The 16553-nt window shown below is 68.0% G+C and carries 16 protein-coding genes; 11 read left to right on the forward strand and 5 right to left on the reverse strand.

Features of this window, described 5'->3' with window-relative positions; translation table 11 throughout:
- The first annotated feature begins 2 nt into the window (after nucleotides 1–2).
- The 5 genes from ribH to IEX05_RS11450 all read left to right on the forward strand — a co-directional run bounded on the left by ribH (nucleotide 3) and on the right by IEX05_RS11450 (nucleotide 5586).
- Complete coding sequence (gene ribH / locus IEX05_RS11430) at nucleotides 3–479, forward strand: 6,7-dimethyl-8-ribityllumazine synthase (RefSeq protein WP_188701986.1); 477 nt, start codon at nucleotides 3–5, stop codon at nucleotides 477–479.
- 39 nt (nucleotides 480–518) lie between these two features.
- Entirely contained in the window at nucleotides 519–869 is a 351-nt protein-coding gene (locus IEX05_RS11435; protein ID WP_188701987.1) for a Fe-S protein, read from the forward strand.
- A gap of 181 nt (nucleotides 870–1050) precedes the next feature.
- Nucleotides 1051–2406, forward strand: coding sequence for an MFS transporter (locus tag IEX05_RS11440; RefSeq protein WP_188701988.1), 1356 nt, complete (start codon nucleotides 1051–1053; stop codon nucleotides 2404–2406).
- A gap of 79 nt (nucleotides 2407–2485) precedes the next feature.
- Nucleotides 2486–4357, forward strand: a complete 1872-nt coding sequence (locus tag IEX05_RS11445; protein ID WP_188701989.1) for an ABC transporter ATP-binding protein — start codon at nucleotides 2486–2488, stop codon at nucleotides 4355–4357.
- 140 nt (nucleotides 4358–4497) lie between these two features.
- Complete coding sequence (locus IEX05_RS11450) at nucleotides 4498–5586, forward strand: LOG family protein (RefSeq protein ID WP_188701990.1); 1089 nt, start codon at nucleotides 4498–4500, stop codon at nucleotides 5584–5586.
- Nucleotides 5587–5595: 9 nt separating this feature from the next.
- Here IEX05_RS11450 and IEX05_RS11455 read toward each other — a convergent pair whose 3' ends face one another.
- The gene (locus IEX05_RS11455) at nucleotides 5596–6432 is read right to left on the reverse strand and encodes an aldo/keto reductase (RefSeq protein ID WP_188701991.1); all 837 of its coding nucleotides are present in this window, start codon (nucleotides 6430–6432) and stop codon (nucleotides 5596–5598) included.
- A 93-nt stretch (nucleotides 6433–6525) separates the two neighbouring features.
- Between IEX05_RS11455 and IEX05_RS11460 the strand changes: the two genes are divergently transcribed.
- Genes IEX05_RS11460 through IEX05_RS11475 form a run of 4 tightly spaced genes read left to right on the forward strand, consistent with a single transcriptional unit; the run spans nucleotide 6526 to nucleotide 10379 of the window.
- Nucleotides 6526–7698, forward strand: coding sequence for a PP2C family protein-serine/threonine phosphatase (locus IEX05_RS11460; protein ID WP_188701992.1), 1173 nt, complete (start codon nucleotides 6526–6528; stop codon nucleotides 7696–7698).
- Nucleotides 7695–9638 (forward strand): glycosyltransferase family 2 protein, encoded by a 1944-nt coding sequence (locus tag IEX05_RS11465; protein ID WP_229661278.1) that lies wholly within the window; start codon nucleotides 7695–7697, stop codon nucleotides 9636–9638. The genes IEX05_RS11460 and IEX05_RS11465 overlap by 4 nt, the downstream gene beginning before the upstream one ends.
- Entirely contained in the window at nucleotides 9635–9967 is a 333-nt protein-coding gene (locus IEX05_RS11470) for an STAS domain-containing protein (RefSeq protein ID WP_188701993.1), read from the forward strand. The genes IEX05_RS11465 and IEX05_RS11470 overlap by 4 nt, the downstream gene beginning before the upstream one ends.
- The gene (locus tag IEX05_RS11475; RefSeq protein ID WP_188701994.1) at nucleotides 9957–10379 is read left to right on the forward strand and encodes an ATP-binding protein; all 423 of its coding nucleotides are present in this window, start codon (nucleotides 9957–9959) and stop codon (nucleotides 10377–10379) included. The genes IEX05_RS11470 and IEX05_RS11475 overlap by 11 nt, the downstream gene beginning before the upstream one ends.
- 8 nt (nucleotides 10380–10387) lie before the next feature.
- Here the strand turns inward: IEX05_RS11475 and IEX05_RS11480 are convergent, their stop codons facing one another.
- On the reverse strand, nucleotides 10388–11692 hold the full coding sequence (locus IEX05_RS11480) for a hemolysin family protein (RefSeq protein ID WP_188701996.1): 1305 nt from the start codon (nucleotides 11690–11692) through the stop codon (nucleotides 10388–10390).
- 48 nt (nucleotides 11693–11740) lie between these two features.
- Nucleotides 11741–12727, reverse strand: a complete 987-nt coding sequence (locus IEX05_RS11485; protein ID WP_188701997.1) for a TerC family protein — start codon at nucleotides 12725–12727, stop codon at nucleotides 11741–11743.
- A gap of 527 nt (nucleotides 12728–13254) precedes the next feature.
- On the opposite strand from IEX05_RS11485, the gene IEX05_RS11490 reads away from it, so the two are divergent.
- On the forward strand, nucleotides 13255–13848 hold the full coding sequence (locus IEX05_RS11490) for a hypothetical protein (protein WP_188701999.1): 594 nt from the start codon (nucleotides 13255–13257) through the stop codon (nucleotides 13846–13848).
- 302 nt (nucleotides 13849–14150) lie between these two features.
- On the opposite strand, the gene IEX05_RS11495 is transcribed toward IEX05_RS11490, so the two are convergent.
- Nucleotides 14151–14894 (reverse strand): alpha/beta fold hydrolase, encoded by a 744-nt coding sequence (locus IEX05_RS11495; protein ID WP_188702001.1) that lies wholly within the window; start codon nucleotides 14892–14894, stop codon nucleotides 14151–14153.
- Nucleotides 14895–15032: 138 nt separating this feature from the next.
- Between IEX05_RS11495 and IEX05_RS11500 the strand changes: the two genes are divergently transcribed.
- Nucleotides 15033–15482 carry a GNAT family N-acetyltransferase gene (locus IEX05_RS11500; protein WP_229661279.1) on the forward strand — a complete coding sequence of 150 codons (450 nt, stop codon included), beginning with the start codon at nucleotides 15033–15035 and terminating at the stop codon, nucleotides 15480–15482.
- Between the two features lie 95 nt (nucleotides 15483–15577).
- On the opposite strand, the gene IEX05_RS11505 is transcribed toward IEX05_RS11500, so the two are convergent.
- Entirely contained in the window at nucleotides 15578–16258 is a 681-nt protein-coding gene (locus IEX05_RS11505) for a DedA family protein (protein WP_188702003.1), read from the reverse strand.
- Nucleotides 16259–16553 lie beyond the last annotated feature (295 nt).

A 16553-nucleotide genomic window follows, 5' to 3' on the forward strand; every position in this document is an offset into this window, starting at 1 on the left:
CCATGGCCGGAACGGGACAGCCCACCCAGGGCGGCATCGACGCGAGCGGTATCCGTGTCGTGATCGTCGCGGGCACCTGGCACGACGTCATCACGAACGGCATGATCGCCGGCGCCGAGCGTTGCCTCGACGAGGCGGGCGCCGACTACCGCATGGTGCGCGTCGCCGGATCCTTCGAGCTGCCGGTCGTGTCGAAGGCCGCCCTCGACGCGGGCGCCGACGCCGTCGTCGCCCTGGGCGTGATCATGCGCGGCGGCACGCCCCACTTCGAGTACATCTCGGCCGCGACGACCGATGGGCTCACGCGCGTCGCCCTCGACACCGGCAAGCCCGTCGGATTCGGCGTGCTCACGATCGATGACGAGCAGCAGGGCCTCGACCGTGCGGGCCTTCCGGGATCCAAGGAAGACAAGGGCTTCGAGGCCGCCGACGCCGCGCTGCGCGCCGTGCTGACGCTGCGGGAGCTGAAGGGCCGCTGAGCAGTGGCACGCCGGGCCTTTTCTACGTAGAGTAGAAAAATGCACACCCTGCACAGCATCGTTGTCATCGTCCACCTGCTCGGATTCGCCACGCTCTTCGGCGGCTGGATCGTCGAGGCGTTCGGCCAGCGCCGCATCACCAAGGTCATGCACTGGGGGCTCGTCGTCGCGCTCGTCGCGGGCCTCGCCCTCTCCGCACCGTGGGATCTCGGCTACGACCTGAACTACATGAAGGTCGGCACCAAGCTGCTCGTGGTCGTGGCGATCGGGGCCCTGCTGGGCATCGGTGCCGCGCGCCAGAAGCGCACGGGCTCGGTACCGGCCGGCCTGTTCTGGCCCATCGGAGTGCTCACGGTGCTCAACGTGTGCCTCGCGCTGCTGTGGCACTGATCACCCCGCAACGGCGAAACTGAGCATTCTGCTCGGTTACGCTCGCACAACGCACCCGCCGATCGCGTCTTCACCGGCCGATCCAGCGGGTGCGTTGTGCATTGTGCTTAGCGTTCAGGTATCGTTTAGAGGCTTTCACCGACATCCGTCGGTGTTTTTTTGATTCAGTTCCAGGTCTCTTATGTCTACAGCTACAACCTCCCAGCCGCTGAACTCGCGCTCACGCGTGATCACGGCGAGCCTCGTCGGTACCACCGTCGAGTTCTACGACTTCTACGTCTACGCGACGGCGGCGGTTCTCGTCTTCCCGCACCTGTTCTTCCCGAGCGTCAGCGAGACCGCGGGCCTGCTGTCGTCGTTCGCCGTCTTCGGTGCGGCGATGGTCGCCCGCCCCATCGGCGCGGCCGTGTTCGGCCACTTCGGCGACAAGATCGGCCGCAAGGCGACGCTCGTGGCGTCGCTGCTGACGATGGGTATCGCGACCTTCCTCATCGGCGTCCTGCCGACATACGACGCGATCGGGATCGTCGCCCCGCTGCTCCTGCTCATCCTCCGCCTCGCGCAGGGCTTCGCCCTCGGCGGCGAGTGGTCGGGTGCGGCGCTCGTCGCGACCGAGAACGCCCCTGCGGGCAAGCGCGCGCTGTACGGTACCTTCCCTCAGCTGGGTGCGCCGATCGGCTTCATCATCGCGAACACGTTGTTCCTCGCTCTGAACGTCGCCCTCCCCTCGGGCCACGACGGTGCGAGCGACGCGTTCATGTCGTGGGGCTGGCGCATCCCGTTCCTGTTCTCGGCCGTGATGGTCATCGTCGGTCTCTGGGTGCGACTGAAGCTCGTCGAGTCCGACGCGTTCACGAAGGCGGAGAAGAAGGGCGAGATCAAGAAGGCCCCGCTCGGCTACGTCTTCAAGAAGTACTGGTGGCAGCTGATCCTCGGCACCTTCTTCATGCTGGCGACGTACGTGCTGTTCTACCTGATGACGAACTTCACGCTGACCTACGGCACGGCGGCCACCGATGCGGCGACGCCGGGCCTCGGCTTCAGCTACACGCACTTCGTCCTCATGCAGGTGTTCGGCGTGGTGTTCTTCGGTGTCTTCACGCTCGTGTCCGGCCCCCTGGCCGACGCGATCGGTCGCCGCAAGCTGCTCATCTGGATCACCTTGGCGATCATCGCCCTGGGCCTCGTCTACACCGTCTTCCTGCTCCCCCGTGAGTCGGAGGCGTTCATGGGCGCCCTCGTGCAGACCTTCCTCATCTTCGGCTTCTCGCTCATGGGCATGACCTTCGGTCCGATGGGTGCGCTCCTGCCGGAGCTGTTCCCGACCTCGGTGCGGTACACCGGATCCGCCATCGCGTACAACGTGTCGTCGATCCTCGGTGCGGCGCTCGCGCCGATCATCGCGCTCGAGCTCTGGAAGGCCGCGGGCGGCAACCCCTGGCTCGTCGGCATCTACATGTCGGGCGCCGGCGTGCTGACGCTCATCGCGCTCCTGCTCGGCAAGGAAACGAAGGACGTCGACCTCGACGCGAGCTAATCTCATCGATCGCGGAGGGGCCGGGGTTCACCTCGGCCCCTCAGTCGTTTCCGGACGAGGCGCGCGACAATAACAGGTGATGTCCGATACACGCCGCCGCTCCCCCTTCGCCCGTCCCCGCAAGGACGACGGGCCCCGCGCCACCTTCCGTCAGCTGCTGCCCTACATCCTCGAGCACCGCGGCGTGATGATCGGCGTCGCCCTCCTCTCGGTCGTCGCGGCGGTCTTCACGCTCGTGCAGCCGCTGATGATCGGTCAGGTCATCGAGCGCGTGGAGGCGCAGGATCCGCTCGGCTGGCTGATCGGGCTCCTCGTGGCCTTTGTGGTGCTGCAATCGGCCACGAGCGCCTATCAGCACTATCTTCTCCAGCGCGCCGGCACGGCGGTCGTGCTGTCGAGCCGGCGGCGGCTCATCCGGCGGATCCTGCACCTGCCGATCAGCGAGTTCGACGCCCGCCGCACGGGCGACCTCGTCAGCCGCGTCGGCACGGACACGACGCTGCTGTACGCGGTGCTGACGCAGGGCCTCGCCGACTCGGTCGGGAATCTCCTGATCTTCGCGGGCGCGCTCATCGCGATGCTCGTGATCGATCCGATCCTGCTGCTGACGATCGCCGTCGTCCTGATTGCCGCGGTCGGCGCCGTCACGGCCTTCGCCGGGCGGATCCGCTCCGCGACGGCCGTGCAGCAGACGCGCGTCGGGGAGCTGGCGAGCGGGATCGAGCGCGCGATCGGATCCATCCGCACGATCCGTGCCTCGGGCGCGACCGCCCGCGAGGAAGAGGCGGTGGCGGCGACCGCGCAGAGCGCGTACCGCGCCGGGCTCGACGTGGCAAAGGCATCGGCGTTCGTCGTGCCGGTCGCGGGGCTCGCGATGAACGTGTCGCTGCTCGTGGTGCTGGGCGTCGGCGGCCTGCGCGTGGCCACGGGCGCCGTCTCGGTCGCCTCGCTCGTGACCTTCGCGATGTTCCTGTTCCTCATGATCATGCCGCTCGGATCCGCCTTCGGCGCCCTCTCGAGCGTCGGCCAGGCGCTCGGCGCGCTCGGACGGATCCAGGAGGTCCTCGACCTTCCGGAGGAGGACGCGGCCGATCGCGTCCCCACCGGATCCGCCGCGCCGGCGCCCGGCGCCGCGCCCGCGATCGCGTTCGACGAGGTGCGCTTCCGCTATCCCGAGAATGTCGTTGAGGCGCGGCAGAAGGCCGCCGCCGAGGTGCAGTCGGCAGCCGACGATGCGCACCTCGCGCCCGAGCTGGCGACGTCGAGCTCCGAGGACGTGCTTCGGGGCGTCAGCTTCGAGGTGCCCGTCGGCTCGCGCGTCGCGCTCGTCGGGCCGTCGGGGGCAGGCAAGTCGACGATCCTCGCGCTCATCGAGCGCTTCTACGATGCGACGGGCGGGTCCATCTGCCTGCACGGCCACGACATCCGCGAGCTGCCGCGCGAGGCGCTGCGCGCGCAGTTCGGCTACGTCGAGCAGGACGCACCGACGCTCGCCGGATCCCTCGCCGACAATCTGCGCCTGGCCTCGCCGAACGCCACTGATGCCGACTGCGAGCGCGCGCTGCGGGCCGTGAACCTCGGGCACGTGATCGACCGCGACCCGCGCGGCGTCGACACTCCGGTCGGAGAGGACGGCGTGATGTTGTCGGGCGGCGAGCGCCAGCGCCTCGCGATCGCGCGCGCGCTACTGTCGGCCCCGCCGATCCTGTTGCTCGACGAGTCGACGTCGTCGCTCGACGGCGTCAACGAGCAGCGCATGCGCGAGGCGATCGATGCCGTTGCCCAGGGCCGCACGCTGATCGTGATCGCGCACCGCCTCTCGACCGTCGTCGACAGCGACAAGATCGTCGTGCTCGACCGCGGCCAAGTGGTGGGCCAGGGCACGCACGCCGAGCTCATCGAGTCGACGCCGCTCTACCGCGAACTCGCGAAGCACCAGCTTCTGGTGTGAGCCCGCGATTCATCCGTTTTCCCACACCTCATCAAGTCTCCGACGACTCATCCGTCGTCGCGGGATGATTTGCCGGAGACTGGATGAGGCGCGGAGAAGTGGATGAGGAGCGCCGAGCCGGGGCCCACTAGGCTCGCCCCATGAGACGTACGCGCGGCCGGATCGTCACGATCGAGTCGGCGACCGAGCTGGAGCGCCGGCTGGCGACCGGGGCCACCCGGCTGACGGGATGGCGGATCGTGGGCCTCGACCTGCGCCCCTACTCCGAGCGGCTCGCCGCTTGCGACACCTCCCGCACGACATTCGCGGGCTGCACGATGACGGACGAGCAGCAGCACCTGCACGCGATGCGCGGCGCCCTCCTGCTGCCGAGCATCCACGGCACGCCGATCGATCCGCACCGCGGCAGGCTCTACCGACCCGACGAGCTCTTCGACACCGAGACGTGGGCGACCTCGCTCGACGGCAGGGCGTACGCGTGGCAGCAGACGTCCACGGATCCGGACGCCGTGCTCGCGCGCGCGATGCACGACGACGGGATCGACATGGCGCTGGCGGACTGGTCTGCCGGCCGCGCGATCGTGGGTGTCATGGGCGGTCACGACCTGCGGCGCGGCGACGACGGCTTCCGCGCCGCGGCCCGGCTGGGCCGCACGCTGGGGGCCGGTCTCACTGTCGCCACCGGCGGCGGCCCCGGCGCGATGGAGGCAGCGAACCTCGGTGCCGCCTTCGCCCGCGTCGACGAGGGCGCCCTCGACGAGGCGCTCGGGATCCTCGCGTCCGTGCCGGGCTTCCGCCCGTCCGTCGACGCGTGGATCCGCGCGGCGCGCGGGGCGCGCGAGCTGGTCGCGGATCCGATGCCGTCGCTCGGCGTGCCGACGTGGCACTACGGTCACGAGCCGCCGAACCTGTTCGCGACGACGATCGCGAAGTACTTCCGCAACGCGCTGCGCGAGTCGGTTCTGCTCGAGCTGTGCGGGCGCGGCATCGTGTTCCTGCCCGGCGCGGCCGGCACCGTGCAGGAGGTGTTTCAGGATGCCTGCGAGAACTACTACGCGGCGGACGACCGCGCCGTCGCGCCCATGGTGCTCGTGGGCCGCGAGTACTGGACCGAGACGCTGCCGGTCTGGCCACTCCTCACGGCGCTCGCGAAGGGTCGCCCCATGGAGGGGCACGTGCACCTCGTCGACCGCGCCGACGAGGTCGCCGCGGTCATCGGCGCCCCGTAGCGGTTCGGGTTACATCTCCTCGTGGACGTTCGGATCCGCATCCCACAGCCGCCCGCGCTCGAGCGCCGACAGGCGCTCGACGTCGGCGTCGGAGATCTCGAAGCCGAACACGTCGGCGTTCTCGCGCTGGCGGTCGGGGTCGGCCGACTTGGGAATCGGCGTGGATCCGAGCTGCACGTGCCAGCGCACGACGAGCTGGGTGGGCGTCACCCCGTACGCCTCGGCGAGTTCGCCGATGACGGGCTCGGCGAAGAGCTCCCCGCGCCGGGCGAGGGGGCTCCAGCTCTCCGTACGGATCCCGTGCTCCGCGTGGAACGCCCGGAGCGCGCCCTGCGGGAAGTAGGGGTGCAGCTCGACCTGGTTGACCGCGGGGGCCACGCCGGTGGCCTCGATGGTCTCCGTGAGCATGGCCTCGGTGAAGTTCGAGACGCCGACCGAGCGCACAAGCCCCTCCTCGCGCAGCGCGAGCAGGGCGCGGTAGGTGTCGAGGTACTTGCCGACGCTCGGGTTCGGCCAGTGGATGAGGTGCAGGTCAATGCGGTCGAGCCCGAGCGTCTCGAGCGATTCGCGGGTCGAGGCGATCGCTTCGTCGTAGCCGTGGTGGCGCCCCGGGATCTTGGAGGTGACGATGATCTCGTCGCGGTCGATCGACGAGCGGCGCACGGCCTCGCCGACCTCGCGCTCGTTGCCGTAGTTGACGGCGGTGTCGAGCAGTCGGTATCCGGAGTCGAGAGCGGATCCAATCGCCGCGATGCCCGCCTCGCCCTTGAGGTTGTATGTTCCGAGGCCGACCTCGGCAAAGGGCTGTCCGTCGTTGAGGGTGATCTGAGGGATGGTGATGCTCATCGTTGTCCTTCCGCGGATTGTCGTTCGACGATTCGAGCCTAGAGCCCCACATTGCCGCACCTCCACCCCTCGCAATGTCGTAACGTCGCTGATATGGCACATCGCATCCCTCCCGCCTTCGACGAAGAACGGCGCCAGCGTGCCCTGGATGCGCTGCGGATCCTCGACACGCCGCCCGACGAGCGCATCGATCGCGTCACCCGCCTCGCGCAGGAGATCTTCGACGTCCCCATGGTCGTGGTGTCTCTGATCGATCGCGACCGGCAGTGGCGCAAGTCGGTCATCGGGCTGGATGACCGCAACGCGCCGCGCGAGGATTCGTTCTGTGACTACACCGTTCGACGCGACGCGCTCGTCGTCGTCGAGGACGCCGCCACGGCGCCCGAGTTCGAGGCGAGCCCGTTCGTCGCGGGCGATCCGCACCTGCGTTTCTACGCAGGTCAGCCGCTTCGCGCCCCGGGCGGGGAGCCCATCGGCACCCTCTGCCTCGCGGGGACCGCTCCCCGAGGCTTCGATGACGACGAGCGCGCCCTGCTCGCCGAGCTCGCGCTGTGGGTGCAGACCGAGCTGACGCGCGCCGAGGATCTCGACCACGCCCTGCTCGTGCAACGAGCACTCACACCGCGTTCGCTCCCCCGCTACGACGGGTGGACGATCGCCGCCGGATCCCTGGCCCGCGAGCGGCTGGCGGGAGACTTCTACGATCTCGGCGAGCGTGGATCCGTGCTGCGGATGACCCTCGCCGACGTGATGGGGAAGGGGACGGGGCCCGCGATCATCGCGGCGGCGGTGCGCGCGTCGCTGCGCACCGCGCCGGATCGCCCTCTCGCCGAGGCGATCGCGGAGGTCGACCGGATCCTGCGCGCCGATCTCGGCGACACGAACATGTTCGTCACCGGCGTGCACGCCGATATCGACATGACCACGGGCCGACTGCAGATCGTCGATGCCGGTCACAGCCTCACCTTCCTGCTCCGCGCCGACGACACGTGGGAACGAATCGCCTCGACGGGGCTCCCGCTCGGCATGGACGTCGGCTTCGACGATCCGCGGGAGACCGCGACGGTCGAGCTGGCGCCGGGGGACCTGCTGCTGTGCTGCAGCGACGGCTTGCTCGACATCCTCGACCCGGAGGATCCCCTGGGGCACGTCCGCCGCGTGCTGCGGGCGCGCGGCCCGGAGCAGGCCGTCGCCGAGGGCCTGCGCCTCGCGGCCACCGAGGCCATCGACGATGTCACGCTCATCGTGATCGGGCGCGACGCGTGACCGCGCGCTTCGTCGCCATCCGCGTGCTCGCGGTGCTCTCCGTGCTGCTCGGCGTCAACTACGTCGCCTGGCGCTGGATGGCCTCGATCAACTGGGAGGCGTGGTGGATCGCCGTGCCGCTCGTGATCGCCGAGACGTACAGCGTGATCGACACGGTGCTGTTCTGCATGACGATGTGGCGCGCCCGCGAGCGGCCCGCGCCCCGCTCGGATCCGCAGGGCACCGTCGACGTGCTGATCACGACCTACGACGAGCCGCTCGAGATGGTGATGGCGACGGCGCGCGCGGCGCGGGCGATCGCGTATCCGCACACGACGTGGATCCTCGACGACGGCGCCCGCGACGAGCTGCGCGCGGCAGCCGAATCCGCGGGAGTCGGCTACGTGACACGGTCGGAGGATTGGGTCGGCAAGCCCCGGCATGCGAAGGCCGGCAACCTCAACAACGCGCTCTTCGCGACGGAGGGCGAGTTCTTGCTGATCCTCGACGCCGATCAGGTGCCGGATCCGCTGATCCTGCATCGCACCCTCGGCTACTTCGCCGACGACCCCGAGGTCGCCCTGGTGCAGACGCCGCAGTGGTTCTCGAACGTCGACGAGGCGGATCCCCTGGGCAGCCAGGCCCCCCTGTTCTACGGCCCGATCCAGCAGGGCAAGGACGGCTGGAATGCCGCGTTCTTCTGCGGGTCGAACGCGATCCTGCGTCGCGAGGCGCTCATGCAGCTCGGCGTCGTGGGGTACGTGCGCAGCGTCACCGAATCGACGGCCCGCGCCCTCCGCACCGCCGAGGCGCTACTGGCGCGCGAGACGCGGCGAACCGACGGATCCCTGCGGGAGGAGCTCACCGCGCTCCACGAGACCGTGTCGGCGGGCCGCTCGCGGATCCGGGCGGGCGAGCCGGTCGGCGACGTCACGTACCGCGTCTCGTCGGCGGTCGACGCGGCGAGCGCGCGCCTCGTCGCCGGCGACCTGCAGGCGATCCGGGACGACCTCGCCGAGATCGGCGAGCTGCCGATCGCCCGCGACGCGGAACTCGGCGAGATCGTCGTCGACGAGGCGGCGCTCGACGAGCTGGCGACCCGCGAGCTGTCGCCGTTGACGGCCTTGGAGGCGGTGCGCGGGCTGCTCGATGCGGTGCGGGTCGACCGGCCCGACGAGGCCCAGCCCGTGCTGCCGCTCGCGACGATTTCGGTGACGGAGGACATGGCGACCGCGATGCAGTTACACGCGCAGGGCTGGCGCAGCGTCTACCACCACGAGATCCTGGCCCGCGGCCTCGCGCCCGAGGACCTGCGCACCATGCTGACGCAGCGCCTGCGCTGGGCGCAGGGCACGTTGCAGGTGATGCTGCGCGACAACCCGCTCGTCAAAAAGGGGCTCGGTGCGGGGCAGCGGCTCATGTACTTCGCCACGATGTGGAGCTACCTCTCGGGCTTCGCCGCCCTCGCCTACCTCACCGCCCCGGTTCTCTACCTGCTCGCGGGCGTGATGCCCGTCGCCGCGTGGTCGGTGGATTTCTTCGCGCGATTCCTGCCGTTCTTCATCGTGAACCAGGTGCTGTTCCTCGTCGTCGCGAAGGGCATGCGAACGTGGCGGGGCCAGCAGTATTCGCTCGCGCTCTTCCCCGTGTGGATCCGTGCCTGCTGGACGGCGGTCGCGAACGTCGTCTTCGGGCGCCCGCTCGGCTTCGCCGTGACGCGGAAGGACGGACGCGCACCGGGTGGAGTGCCGCTGCGGCAGATCTGGCCGCAGCTCCTCGCGATCGTCGTGCTCATCGTCGCGGTGATCGTCGGTGTGCTCCGCGTGATCGTGGGCACTGCCGACGGCACCGGTACGCTCGTCAACACCGTGTGGGTCGTGTACGACCTCGCCGTGCTGAGCGTGATCATCCAGGCCGCGCTGTATCGCGGACCCTCGCCCCGTGAGAAGGAGAACGCATGACCATCAGCACCGAGGAACGCGGCAGCTATGCCGTGATCCGCGTCGAGGGGCGGCTCGTCGCGTCGTCCGCACCGGCGTTCCGCTCGAGCGTGCAGGCGGCCGTCGATGGCGGCTCCCCTCGCGTCGCCGTCGACCTAGCCGCCGCGAGCTTCGTCGATTCCTCCGGCCTGGGCGCGCTCATCTCCGGGCTCAAGACGGCGCGCCTCGCGGGCGGCGACCTCCGGATCACCGCCGTGCCGGAGTCGGTGCGCACGGTGCTGCGCCTCACGAACCTCGACCGCGTCCTGCACGCCTACGAGACGCCGGAAGCGGCGTTCGATGCCGATTGACGAGATCCGGACGATCCGGATCGACGGCGCCGCAGACCTGGCGTTCGTGGACGGCCTGCTCGACGAGCTCGACCGTCTCTGGGCTGCGGTCCCCCGCGTGCCCGAGGAGGATCGCCTGCTCTTCGGGCTCGCCGTCTCGGAGATTGCGACCAACATCGTGGAGCACTCCCCTCCGGGAACCCGCATCGACGCGCTCGTGAGCGCCGCGCCGAGCGCGCTGAGCGCCGAGCTGCGCGACACGGCGGCGCCGGCCCACATCGATCTCGCCGGCGCGGCGATGCCGGATGCCGACGCCGAATCCGGCCGCGGGCTGGCGCTGTCGAGGACGGTTCTCGACGAGCTGGAGCACACCGGATCCGACGCCGGAAACGCGTGGCGGATGGTGCGGATCATCCGCCCGGCCTCCGCATAGCGTTCGACCTATGGCGCCTCGTGCGTCGGGGCGACCCGTTCGCCTGGCTGCTCGCCGTCCGTCGCCGTAATGCGCAGCCAGGCGACGCGGCGGCGTTCGACCACCACGACGCGGATCGTCGCCCCGGGCACCTCGACGGTGTCGCCGACGACCGCCAGGCGCCCCAGCCGTTCCACCACGAGGCCCGCGATGGTGTCCGAGGTGCCGCGCGGCAACTCGAGCTTCGTGAGCTCCTCGACGTCCTGCAGGTTGAGGCGCCCGTCGATGAGGCCACCCTCGGCGGTCGGAAGGCCGTCAGTGTCGTACTCGTCGAAGATCTCGCCGACCACCTCCTCGACGAGGTCTTCGAGCGTGACGATGCCGTCCGTTCCGCCGTATTCGTCGACGACGACGGCGATCTGGTCGTTCTCTGCGCGCATGCGCGTGAGGGTCGGCAGGACCCTCGCGGTCGACGGGAGGTACGGGAGCGCACGCATGAGGGCGCTCAGCGGCCTATCGGTGTCGTCGGCGTCGAACAGATCGCGCACGTGCACGAAACCGATGATGTCGTCGATCGACGCCTCGAACACGGGGTAGCGCGAGAACGGCAGCTCGCGCACCTTCTCGACGGCGTCGGCGATCGACGAGCTCGCGGCGAGGCCGGTGATCTCCGGCCTCGGCCGCATGACCTCGCTGATCTGCCGCCCGCGCATCGAGAGCACGTCGTCGAGGATCCGTCGCTCATCTTCCGGCAGCCCCTGGTGGGTCGAGACGATGTCACGGATCTCTTCCTCGCTCATCTCGTCGGCGGTCTTGTGCGGGTCGCCGCCGAGCAGGCGCACGAGCGCGTTCGTGCACACCGACAGCAGCCAGATGACGGGGCGCATGATGGTGGCGAAGCCACCGAGAACGGGCGCGACGGCGTACGAGAACGCGGCGTTGCGCTGGATCGCCAGGCGCTTCGGCACGAGCTCGCCGAGCACGAGCGACAGGAACGCGATGATCAGCGTCAGCACCACGGTCGACAGGGTCGAGGCGAGCTGCGCGCTCATGCCCCACGACTCGAGTATCGGCACGACCGACGGCGAGATCGACGTCGCGCCGTACGCGGACGACGCGAAGCCGGCCACGGTGACGCCGATCTGGACGGCGGAGAGGAAGGTGTTGGGGTTGCGCGCGAGCTCCGCGACCCGCTCACCGCGTCGCCCACGGGCGGCGATCGCGGTGAGCTGGCTTTCGCGGAGCGTCACGAGCGCCATCTCGGTGGCGGCGAACACGCCGCCGATGAGCACGAAGATGACGACGAGCGCGATGTTCCAGAGCAGGTCGGTCATCGTGTGGCCGCCTGCCCGGGTCTATCGGGGTGAGACATGACGGGGCCCTCAGACGCTCTCGTCGACGCGCCGGCGGTCGGCGCGGGTCTTGACGAGGCTCGCGATCGTCGCCACGGCGATGGTCGCGCCGATGAACGTCAGCGAGAACCAGATGGGGATCTCGGGGGCCCACTCGACGCCCTGGCCGCCGTTGATGAACGGCACCTCGTTGACGTGGAGCGCGTGCAGCACGAGCTTCACGCCGATGAAGGCGAGGATCACGGCCAGACCCTGCGCGAGGTAGACGAGGCGCTCGAGCAGACCGCCGATGAGGAAGTACAGCTGTCGCAGACCCATCAGCGCGAACGCGTTGGCCACGAACACGATGTACGCCTCTTCCGTGAGGCCGTAGATGGCGGGGATGGAGTCGATCGCGAAGACGAGGTCGATGAAGCCGATCGCGACGATCGTGAGCAGCATCGGCGTCACCCAGCGGCGCCCGTCCTTGCGGACGGTGAGCTTGTCTTCGTGGTACTCGTCGGTGACGGGCAGGATCCGGCGGACGAGGCGCATGAACGCGCTGTCTGCCGGGTTCGACTCGTGCCCCCCGCGCGCCTGGCGGTACGCGAGGAAGAGCAGGAAGGCGCCGAAGACGTAGAAGATCCACGAAAGGTTCGCGATGAGCGCGGCGCCCACCGCGATGAAGGCACCGCGCAGGATCAGCGCGATGACGATGCCGATCATCAGCACCTTCTGCTGATAGGCCCGCGGCACGGCGAAGCCCGTCATGACGATGAGGAAGACGAAGAGGTTGTCGATCGACAGCGCCTTCTCGGTGAGGTAGCCGGCGAAGTACTCGCCGCCAAAGTCCCACCCGGAGACGATGCCCAGCCCGACGCCGAACACGACCGCCAGGCCGATGTAGAAGGCCGACCAGCGCGCGGATTCGCCGATCGTCGGCTCGTGCGGCTTACGGACGTGTGCGAAGAATTCGTAGACGAAGAAAGCGATCGTGACGGCGATCGTGATGCCCCACACGAGAGGGGTAACGTTCATGAAGGTCTCCTGAACCATGGCGTACAAAACGTGACGTCAAGGTCTTCTCCATTCCCTGAAACGGGAACCGGTGACCCGGAGTGCGAATGCACTCGTAGTGACGAGCCGGCCGTATCGGAGTACTCCCCCTGCTGTCGCCCAGAATACACGACGCGACTTATGGGTCGGGCCGCGGGCGGCTCCTGCACCCGCCGCTGCTCCCGTGAGGTGCGCGACCCAGCAGAGGCATAGGTGACCTTCTTACGCTGTCATCTTGCAAGGGGAGTACTCCCGACGCGACGTACCCGTCATCACGAGTCCACGGTTGGATTCCGGGTAGGTCGGCCCGTACGGGCGGAGGAGACCTTGACGTTCCGGCCGCGTGCCGCCCGTCGAGAGGTTTCTCCATGGTCCGCTCGGCAGCCGACGCTGTCACGGGTGATCGCCGCGCAACCACCCCGCCGGCGGATGAATTGAGCCGACCCCACGCGTCACCCGCGTCGAGGGATCGGTACGCTCCTCCGGCGTCATCTCGCGTTTCATCCGAGATGTCGGCAGGCGACCGCGCCGCGATCGCCCGCTACGACTATCTCCTGCGTACGGCCGACCCCGACCAGGTGGAGCAGATGCATCGTGAGGCCTTCGCCCGGCTGACTCCTGAGCAGCGCGCGCACGTGAGAGAGCGGATGGGTGCAGACCTCGCTCCGCACGAGCGCCCCCGTTCGGACAGCGCGGACGACCTTGCGCGAACAGCTGCTCGCGCGGAAGCGGCCCGTCCAGGACGAATGTCGGGGCTGCTCGCCAAGGCCGGCAGGGGCGGACTCATCGCGACGGGCGTCGCAGGTGCGGGTGGTCTGCTCGCCGCTGTGGCGGGTGGGGCAATCATCAGCAGCGTCGCGGGTCCCTTGCTGGAGTCAGCCGGGCAGATGGGCGTCGACTTCGCGGGGCTCGCGGAAGGTGTGGATCTGGAGGCGATGGCATCCGGTATCTACCTCGCTTCACTCGCGGACAACTCCGGTGTTGGCGAATGGGCAGGCGGTGCCCAGGATGCCATCACGGGGGCGGGTGAGCAGATCAGCGGCTTCGGTGAAGGATTGTCGAATCTCGGCATCCCCGGATTCGGTGACCTCTTTGAGCGTTGACCCGGTTCGTGTGGGTTCTCACCGATCCAGAACGCACCGCGCTCGAGTCACTGATAGCCCGGGGCACCACCGACAACAGCATTACCCCGAACACATCCAGATCTGACGTCGTAGAAGTTGACGTAGGCCCTACTGTTCACGCGGTGAAGCGTTCTGCCCTGGCGGTGGACGGTTCGTCATGTCCAGTTGAAGCGCACACGGGAAATCCGGCGGGAGCGGTTGGGCTCTGAAACGGTTGCTCTGAACTTGCGCCGCACACGCGTTACGGCAGACCCCTTCCGTCGCTCTTTGGTCAAGAGGCTCTAGATCGCGTCGAGCCAGTCGATCACACGGTCATCGAACCAATCGGGACGCTGCAGTGGAATGCCGTGTCCGCATCCAGGCACAACCGAAAGCACACTGCTCGGAAGGGCCGCGTGGATGATGTTGGCCGAGTTGCGCATGAGACGGCGTTCACGCTCCCCGACCATGACAAGAACTCGTCCGTGAAACTTCGACCATTCGGCTGGCAGCTCGAACCGCATGTTGGCGCCGACCGCGGCGAGGAGCGTCGTTCTCGAGATGTCAGAGCTGGTGCTGATGTAGTCCTCCATCAGGTGAGGAGGAATGAAAAGCTCGCGGGCTTGCAGCTTTGCAAACCACCGTTGGCGGGCCAGGGGTGCACTGACACCGAGCGCAGCGAGCGTGACACTGGCGAACGACATGGCCTTCGCCTGAGCGCTCACGACAATCGCTTGACTAACGAGGTCGGGACGCGATGAGGCCAGTTGAATGGCGAGCTGAGCTCCGAGTGAGAACCCAATGACGGTCACAGGCCGGCCGGGAACAGCGGTAGTTAACAACGTGGTGATCGCGGAAAGAGCGTGCGGGTGAGAGACGTACGGCTCAGCGGCCGACTTCCCGTGTCCCGGTAGGTCGGGAACAAGAACGGTGTAGTTCGATTCAAGCCGCTCCCGGAGGGAATCCCACATCCACCCGGCAACGCCACCACCGTGGAGGAGAAGCACGGGCGACGCGCCGTCAGGGCCAGATGACGTGAAAAACATGATGCTCTCACCTTGCCAGAGTCCCCGAGCGCACTTCGATCTCGGCGCCCTGCCGGAGACGATCGTTTGCGGCTGGACGAGGTCGTTGGTGCTGGGGTCTGACCGAAGGACGGGCGGATGACTGGATATGGTGTCGGAATGAGCGGAACAACCCCGGCTGTCGAAGTGCTGATGTCTGTCAATGATGTCGACGCGGCGGACATCGCTCGGCTGCTCACCCAGCTTTCGACGACTGCTACGTTCGACCGGTCTCGCTTGGAAGCGATTGTCACGCATGACGCAACGGAGCTGCTTGTCGTGCGAGACGAGGGCAGGATCGTGGGCACCGCCACGCTCGTAACCTTCCCGCTGCCGACGGGCCTCCGCGGTCATGTAGATGATGTGGTGGTTGACGAGTCGATGCGTGGGCGCGGTATCGCACGGGCTCTGCTGGTACGAATGACCGAACTCGCCACCGAACGCGGTCTCCGAACACTCGACCTCACGTCGCGTCCGTCGCGGGAGTCAGCGATACGGCTATATGAGTCCGTCGGTTTCGTACGCCGGGAGACCAATGTGCTTCGATTCACGCCAACCCAGCATTCGTAGGGGTGTCGCCCCCCTTGGCCGGCGAATCTGCCCCGCGTTTCTGACGGTCTTCTCCAGCGATCCGTTCGGCTCGTGAGATCCGCGCCTCAGCACAGTCACTGGCTCGTGCTTGTCTCGGATCGTCCGGTCATCTTTTCACGGCGGACGCGGCGCACCCGAAGGACAATGAAGAGAACAACAGCAGCGACCACCGCGACGATGACAACCTTCTGGAGAACATCGGCGTACGGTTCGACGGCCGCCCAGTTCTCGCCAAGGTAGAAACCCGAGAGCACGAAGATCGAGTTCCAGATCAGGCTTCCCGCTGTGGTCAGGAGCGTGAAGCGAACGACATTCATCCGCTCGATGCCCGCGGGAATCGAGATCAGACTCCGGAAGATCGGAATCATCCGACCGAAGAACACCGCCTTGTCACCATGCTTTCCGAACCATGATTCGGCCTTGTCGACATCTGACAGCCTCATCAGCGGTGCTCGGGCGATGATTCGACGCAGTCGGTCGCGGCCCAGCCATGCCCCGAGCCCGTATAGAGCGAGCGCACCCACAACCGATCCCAGAGTTGTCCACATAAGAACTTCAACGAGGGTGAAGCCGCCCCGGCTCGCGGTGAATCCGGCCAGCGGCAGAATTACCTCACTCGGAAGGGGAGGGAAAAGATTCTCGAGCGCGATTGCCAGGCCGGCGCCGGGACCACCGAGCGCTTCCATGAGATTGACCGCCCATCCGGCAATCCCGGTGAGGTCAGAGGCTGAGTCAGTTGCAGCGGTTGCGATCATAAAAACAACGCTAGAAACCCACCTCCGCCGTGTCAGTAGAGCAAACCACCCAGTTGCGGAGAGGCGCGCCGGAGTGCTCGGGGTGGGGTAATCCTCACCCCCTTCGAACGCAACACCGCCTACGACTTCCCCAGAACCGGCACATTACTGACCCCGTCGATAACGATCGTTTAGGGCCGGTGCTTCTTCCCGCCTGTGAAGCTGAACCGCCTCGCCGGCATCTCCGGACGCAGAAGCGAAGCTCTGCGCGCGCGGCCACCCCGGCCGCGTGGCGTGGTCGGGATCAGTCCCGCGC

Source organism: Microbacterium nanhaiense (assembly GCF_014646015.1).
GTDB classification, from domain to species: domain Bacteria; phylum Actinomycetota; class Actinomycetes; order Actinomycetales; family Microbacteriaceae; genus Microbacterium; species Microbacterium nanhaiense.

What these genes read in the sequence shown, in the direction of transcription:
- IEX05_RS11480 (WP_188701996.1), bottom strand. Translation starts at nt 11,692, where the DNA reads ATGACCGACCTGCTCTGGAACATCGCGCTCGTCGTCATCTTCGTGCTC.
- IEX05_RS11475 (WP_188701994.1), top strand. Translation starts at nt 9,957, where the DNA reads ATGCCGATTGACGAGATCCGGACGATCCGGATCGACGGCGCCGCAGAC.
- IEX05_RS11495 (WP_188702001.1), bottom strand. Translation starts at nt 14,894, where the DNA reads ATGTTTTTCACGTCATCTGGCCCTGACGGCGCGTCGCCCGTGCTTCTC.
- IEX05_RS11460 (WP_188701992.1), top strand. Translation starts at nt 6,526, where the DNA reads ATGGCACATCGCATCCCTCCCGCCTTCGACGAAGAACGGCGCCAGCGT.
- IEX05_RS11435 (WP_188701987.1), top strand. Translation starts at nt 519, where the DNA reads ATGCACACCCTGCACAGCATCGTTGTCATCGTCCACCTGCTCGGATTC.
- IEX05_RS11450 (WP_188701990.1), top strand. Translation starts at nt 4,498, where the DNA reads ATGAGACGTACGCGCGGCCGGATCGTCACGATCGAGTCGGCGACCGAG.
- IEX05_RS11485 (WP_188701997.1), bottom strand. Translation starts at nt 12,727, where the DNA reads ATGAACGTTACCCCTCTCGTGTGGGGCATCACGATCGCCGTCACGATC.
- IEX05_RS11455 (WP_188701991.1), bottom strand. Translation starts at nt 6,432, where the DNA reads ATGAGCATCACCATCCCTCAGATCACCCTCAACGACGGACAGCCCTTT.
- IEX05_RS11440 (WP_188701988.1), top strand. Translation starts at nt 1,051, where the DNA reads ATGTCTACAGCTACAACCTCCCAGCCGCTGAACTCGCGCTCACGCGTG.
- IEX05_RS11445 (WP_188701989.1), top strand. Translation starts at nt 2,486, where the DNA reads ATGTCCGATACACGCCGCCGCTCCCCCTTCGCCCGTCCCCGCAAGGAC.
- IEX05_RS11490 (WP_188701999.1), top strand. Translation starts at nt 13,255, where the DNA reads ATGTCGGCAGGCGACCGCGCCGCGATCGCCCGCTACGACTATCTCCTG.
- IEX05_RS11505 (WP_188702003.1), bottom strand. Translation starts at nt 16,258, where the DNA reads ATGATCGCAACCGCTGCAACTGACTCAGCCTCTGACCTCACCGGGATT.
- ribH (WP_188701986.1), top strand. Translation starts at nt 3, where the DNA reads ATGGCCGGAACGGGACAGCCCACCCAGGGCGGCATCGACGCGAGCGGT.
- IEX05_RS11470 (WP_188701993.1), top strand. Translation starts at nt 9,635, where the DNA reads ATGACCATCAGCACCGAGGAACGCGGCAGCTATGCCGTGATCCGCGTC.
- IEX05_RS11500 (WP_229661279.1), top strand. Translation starts at nt 15,033, where the DNA reads ATGAGCGGAACAACCCCGGCTGTCGAAGTGCTGATGTCTGTCAATGAT.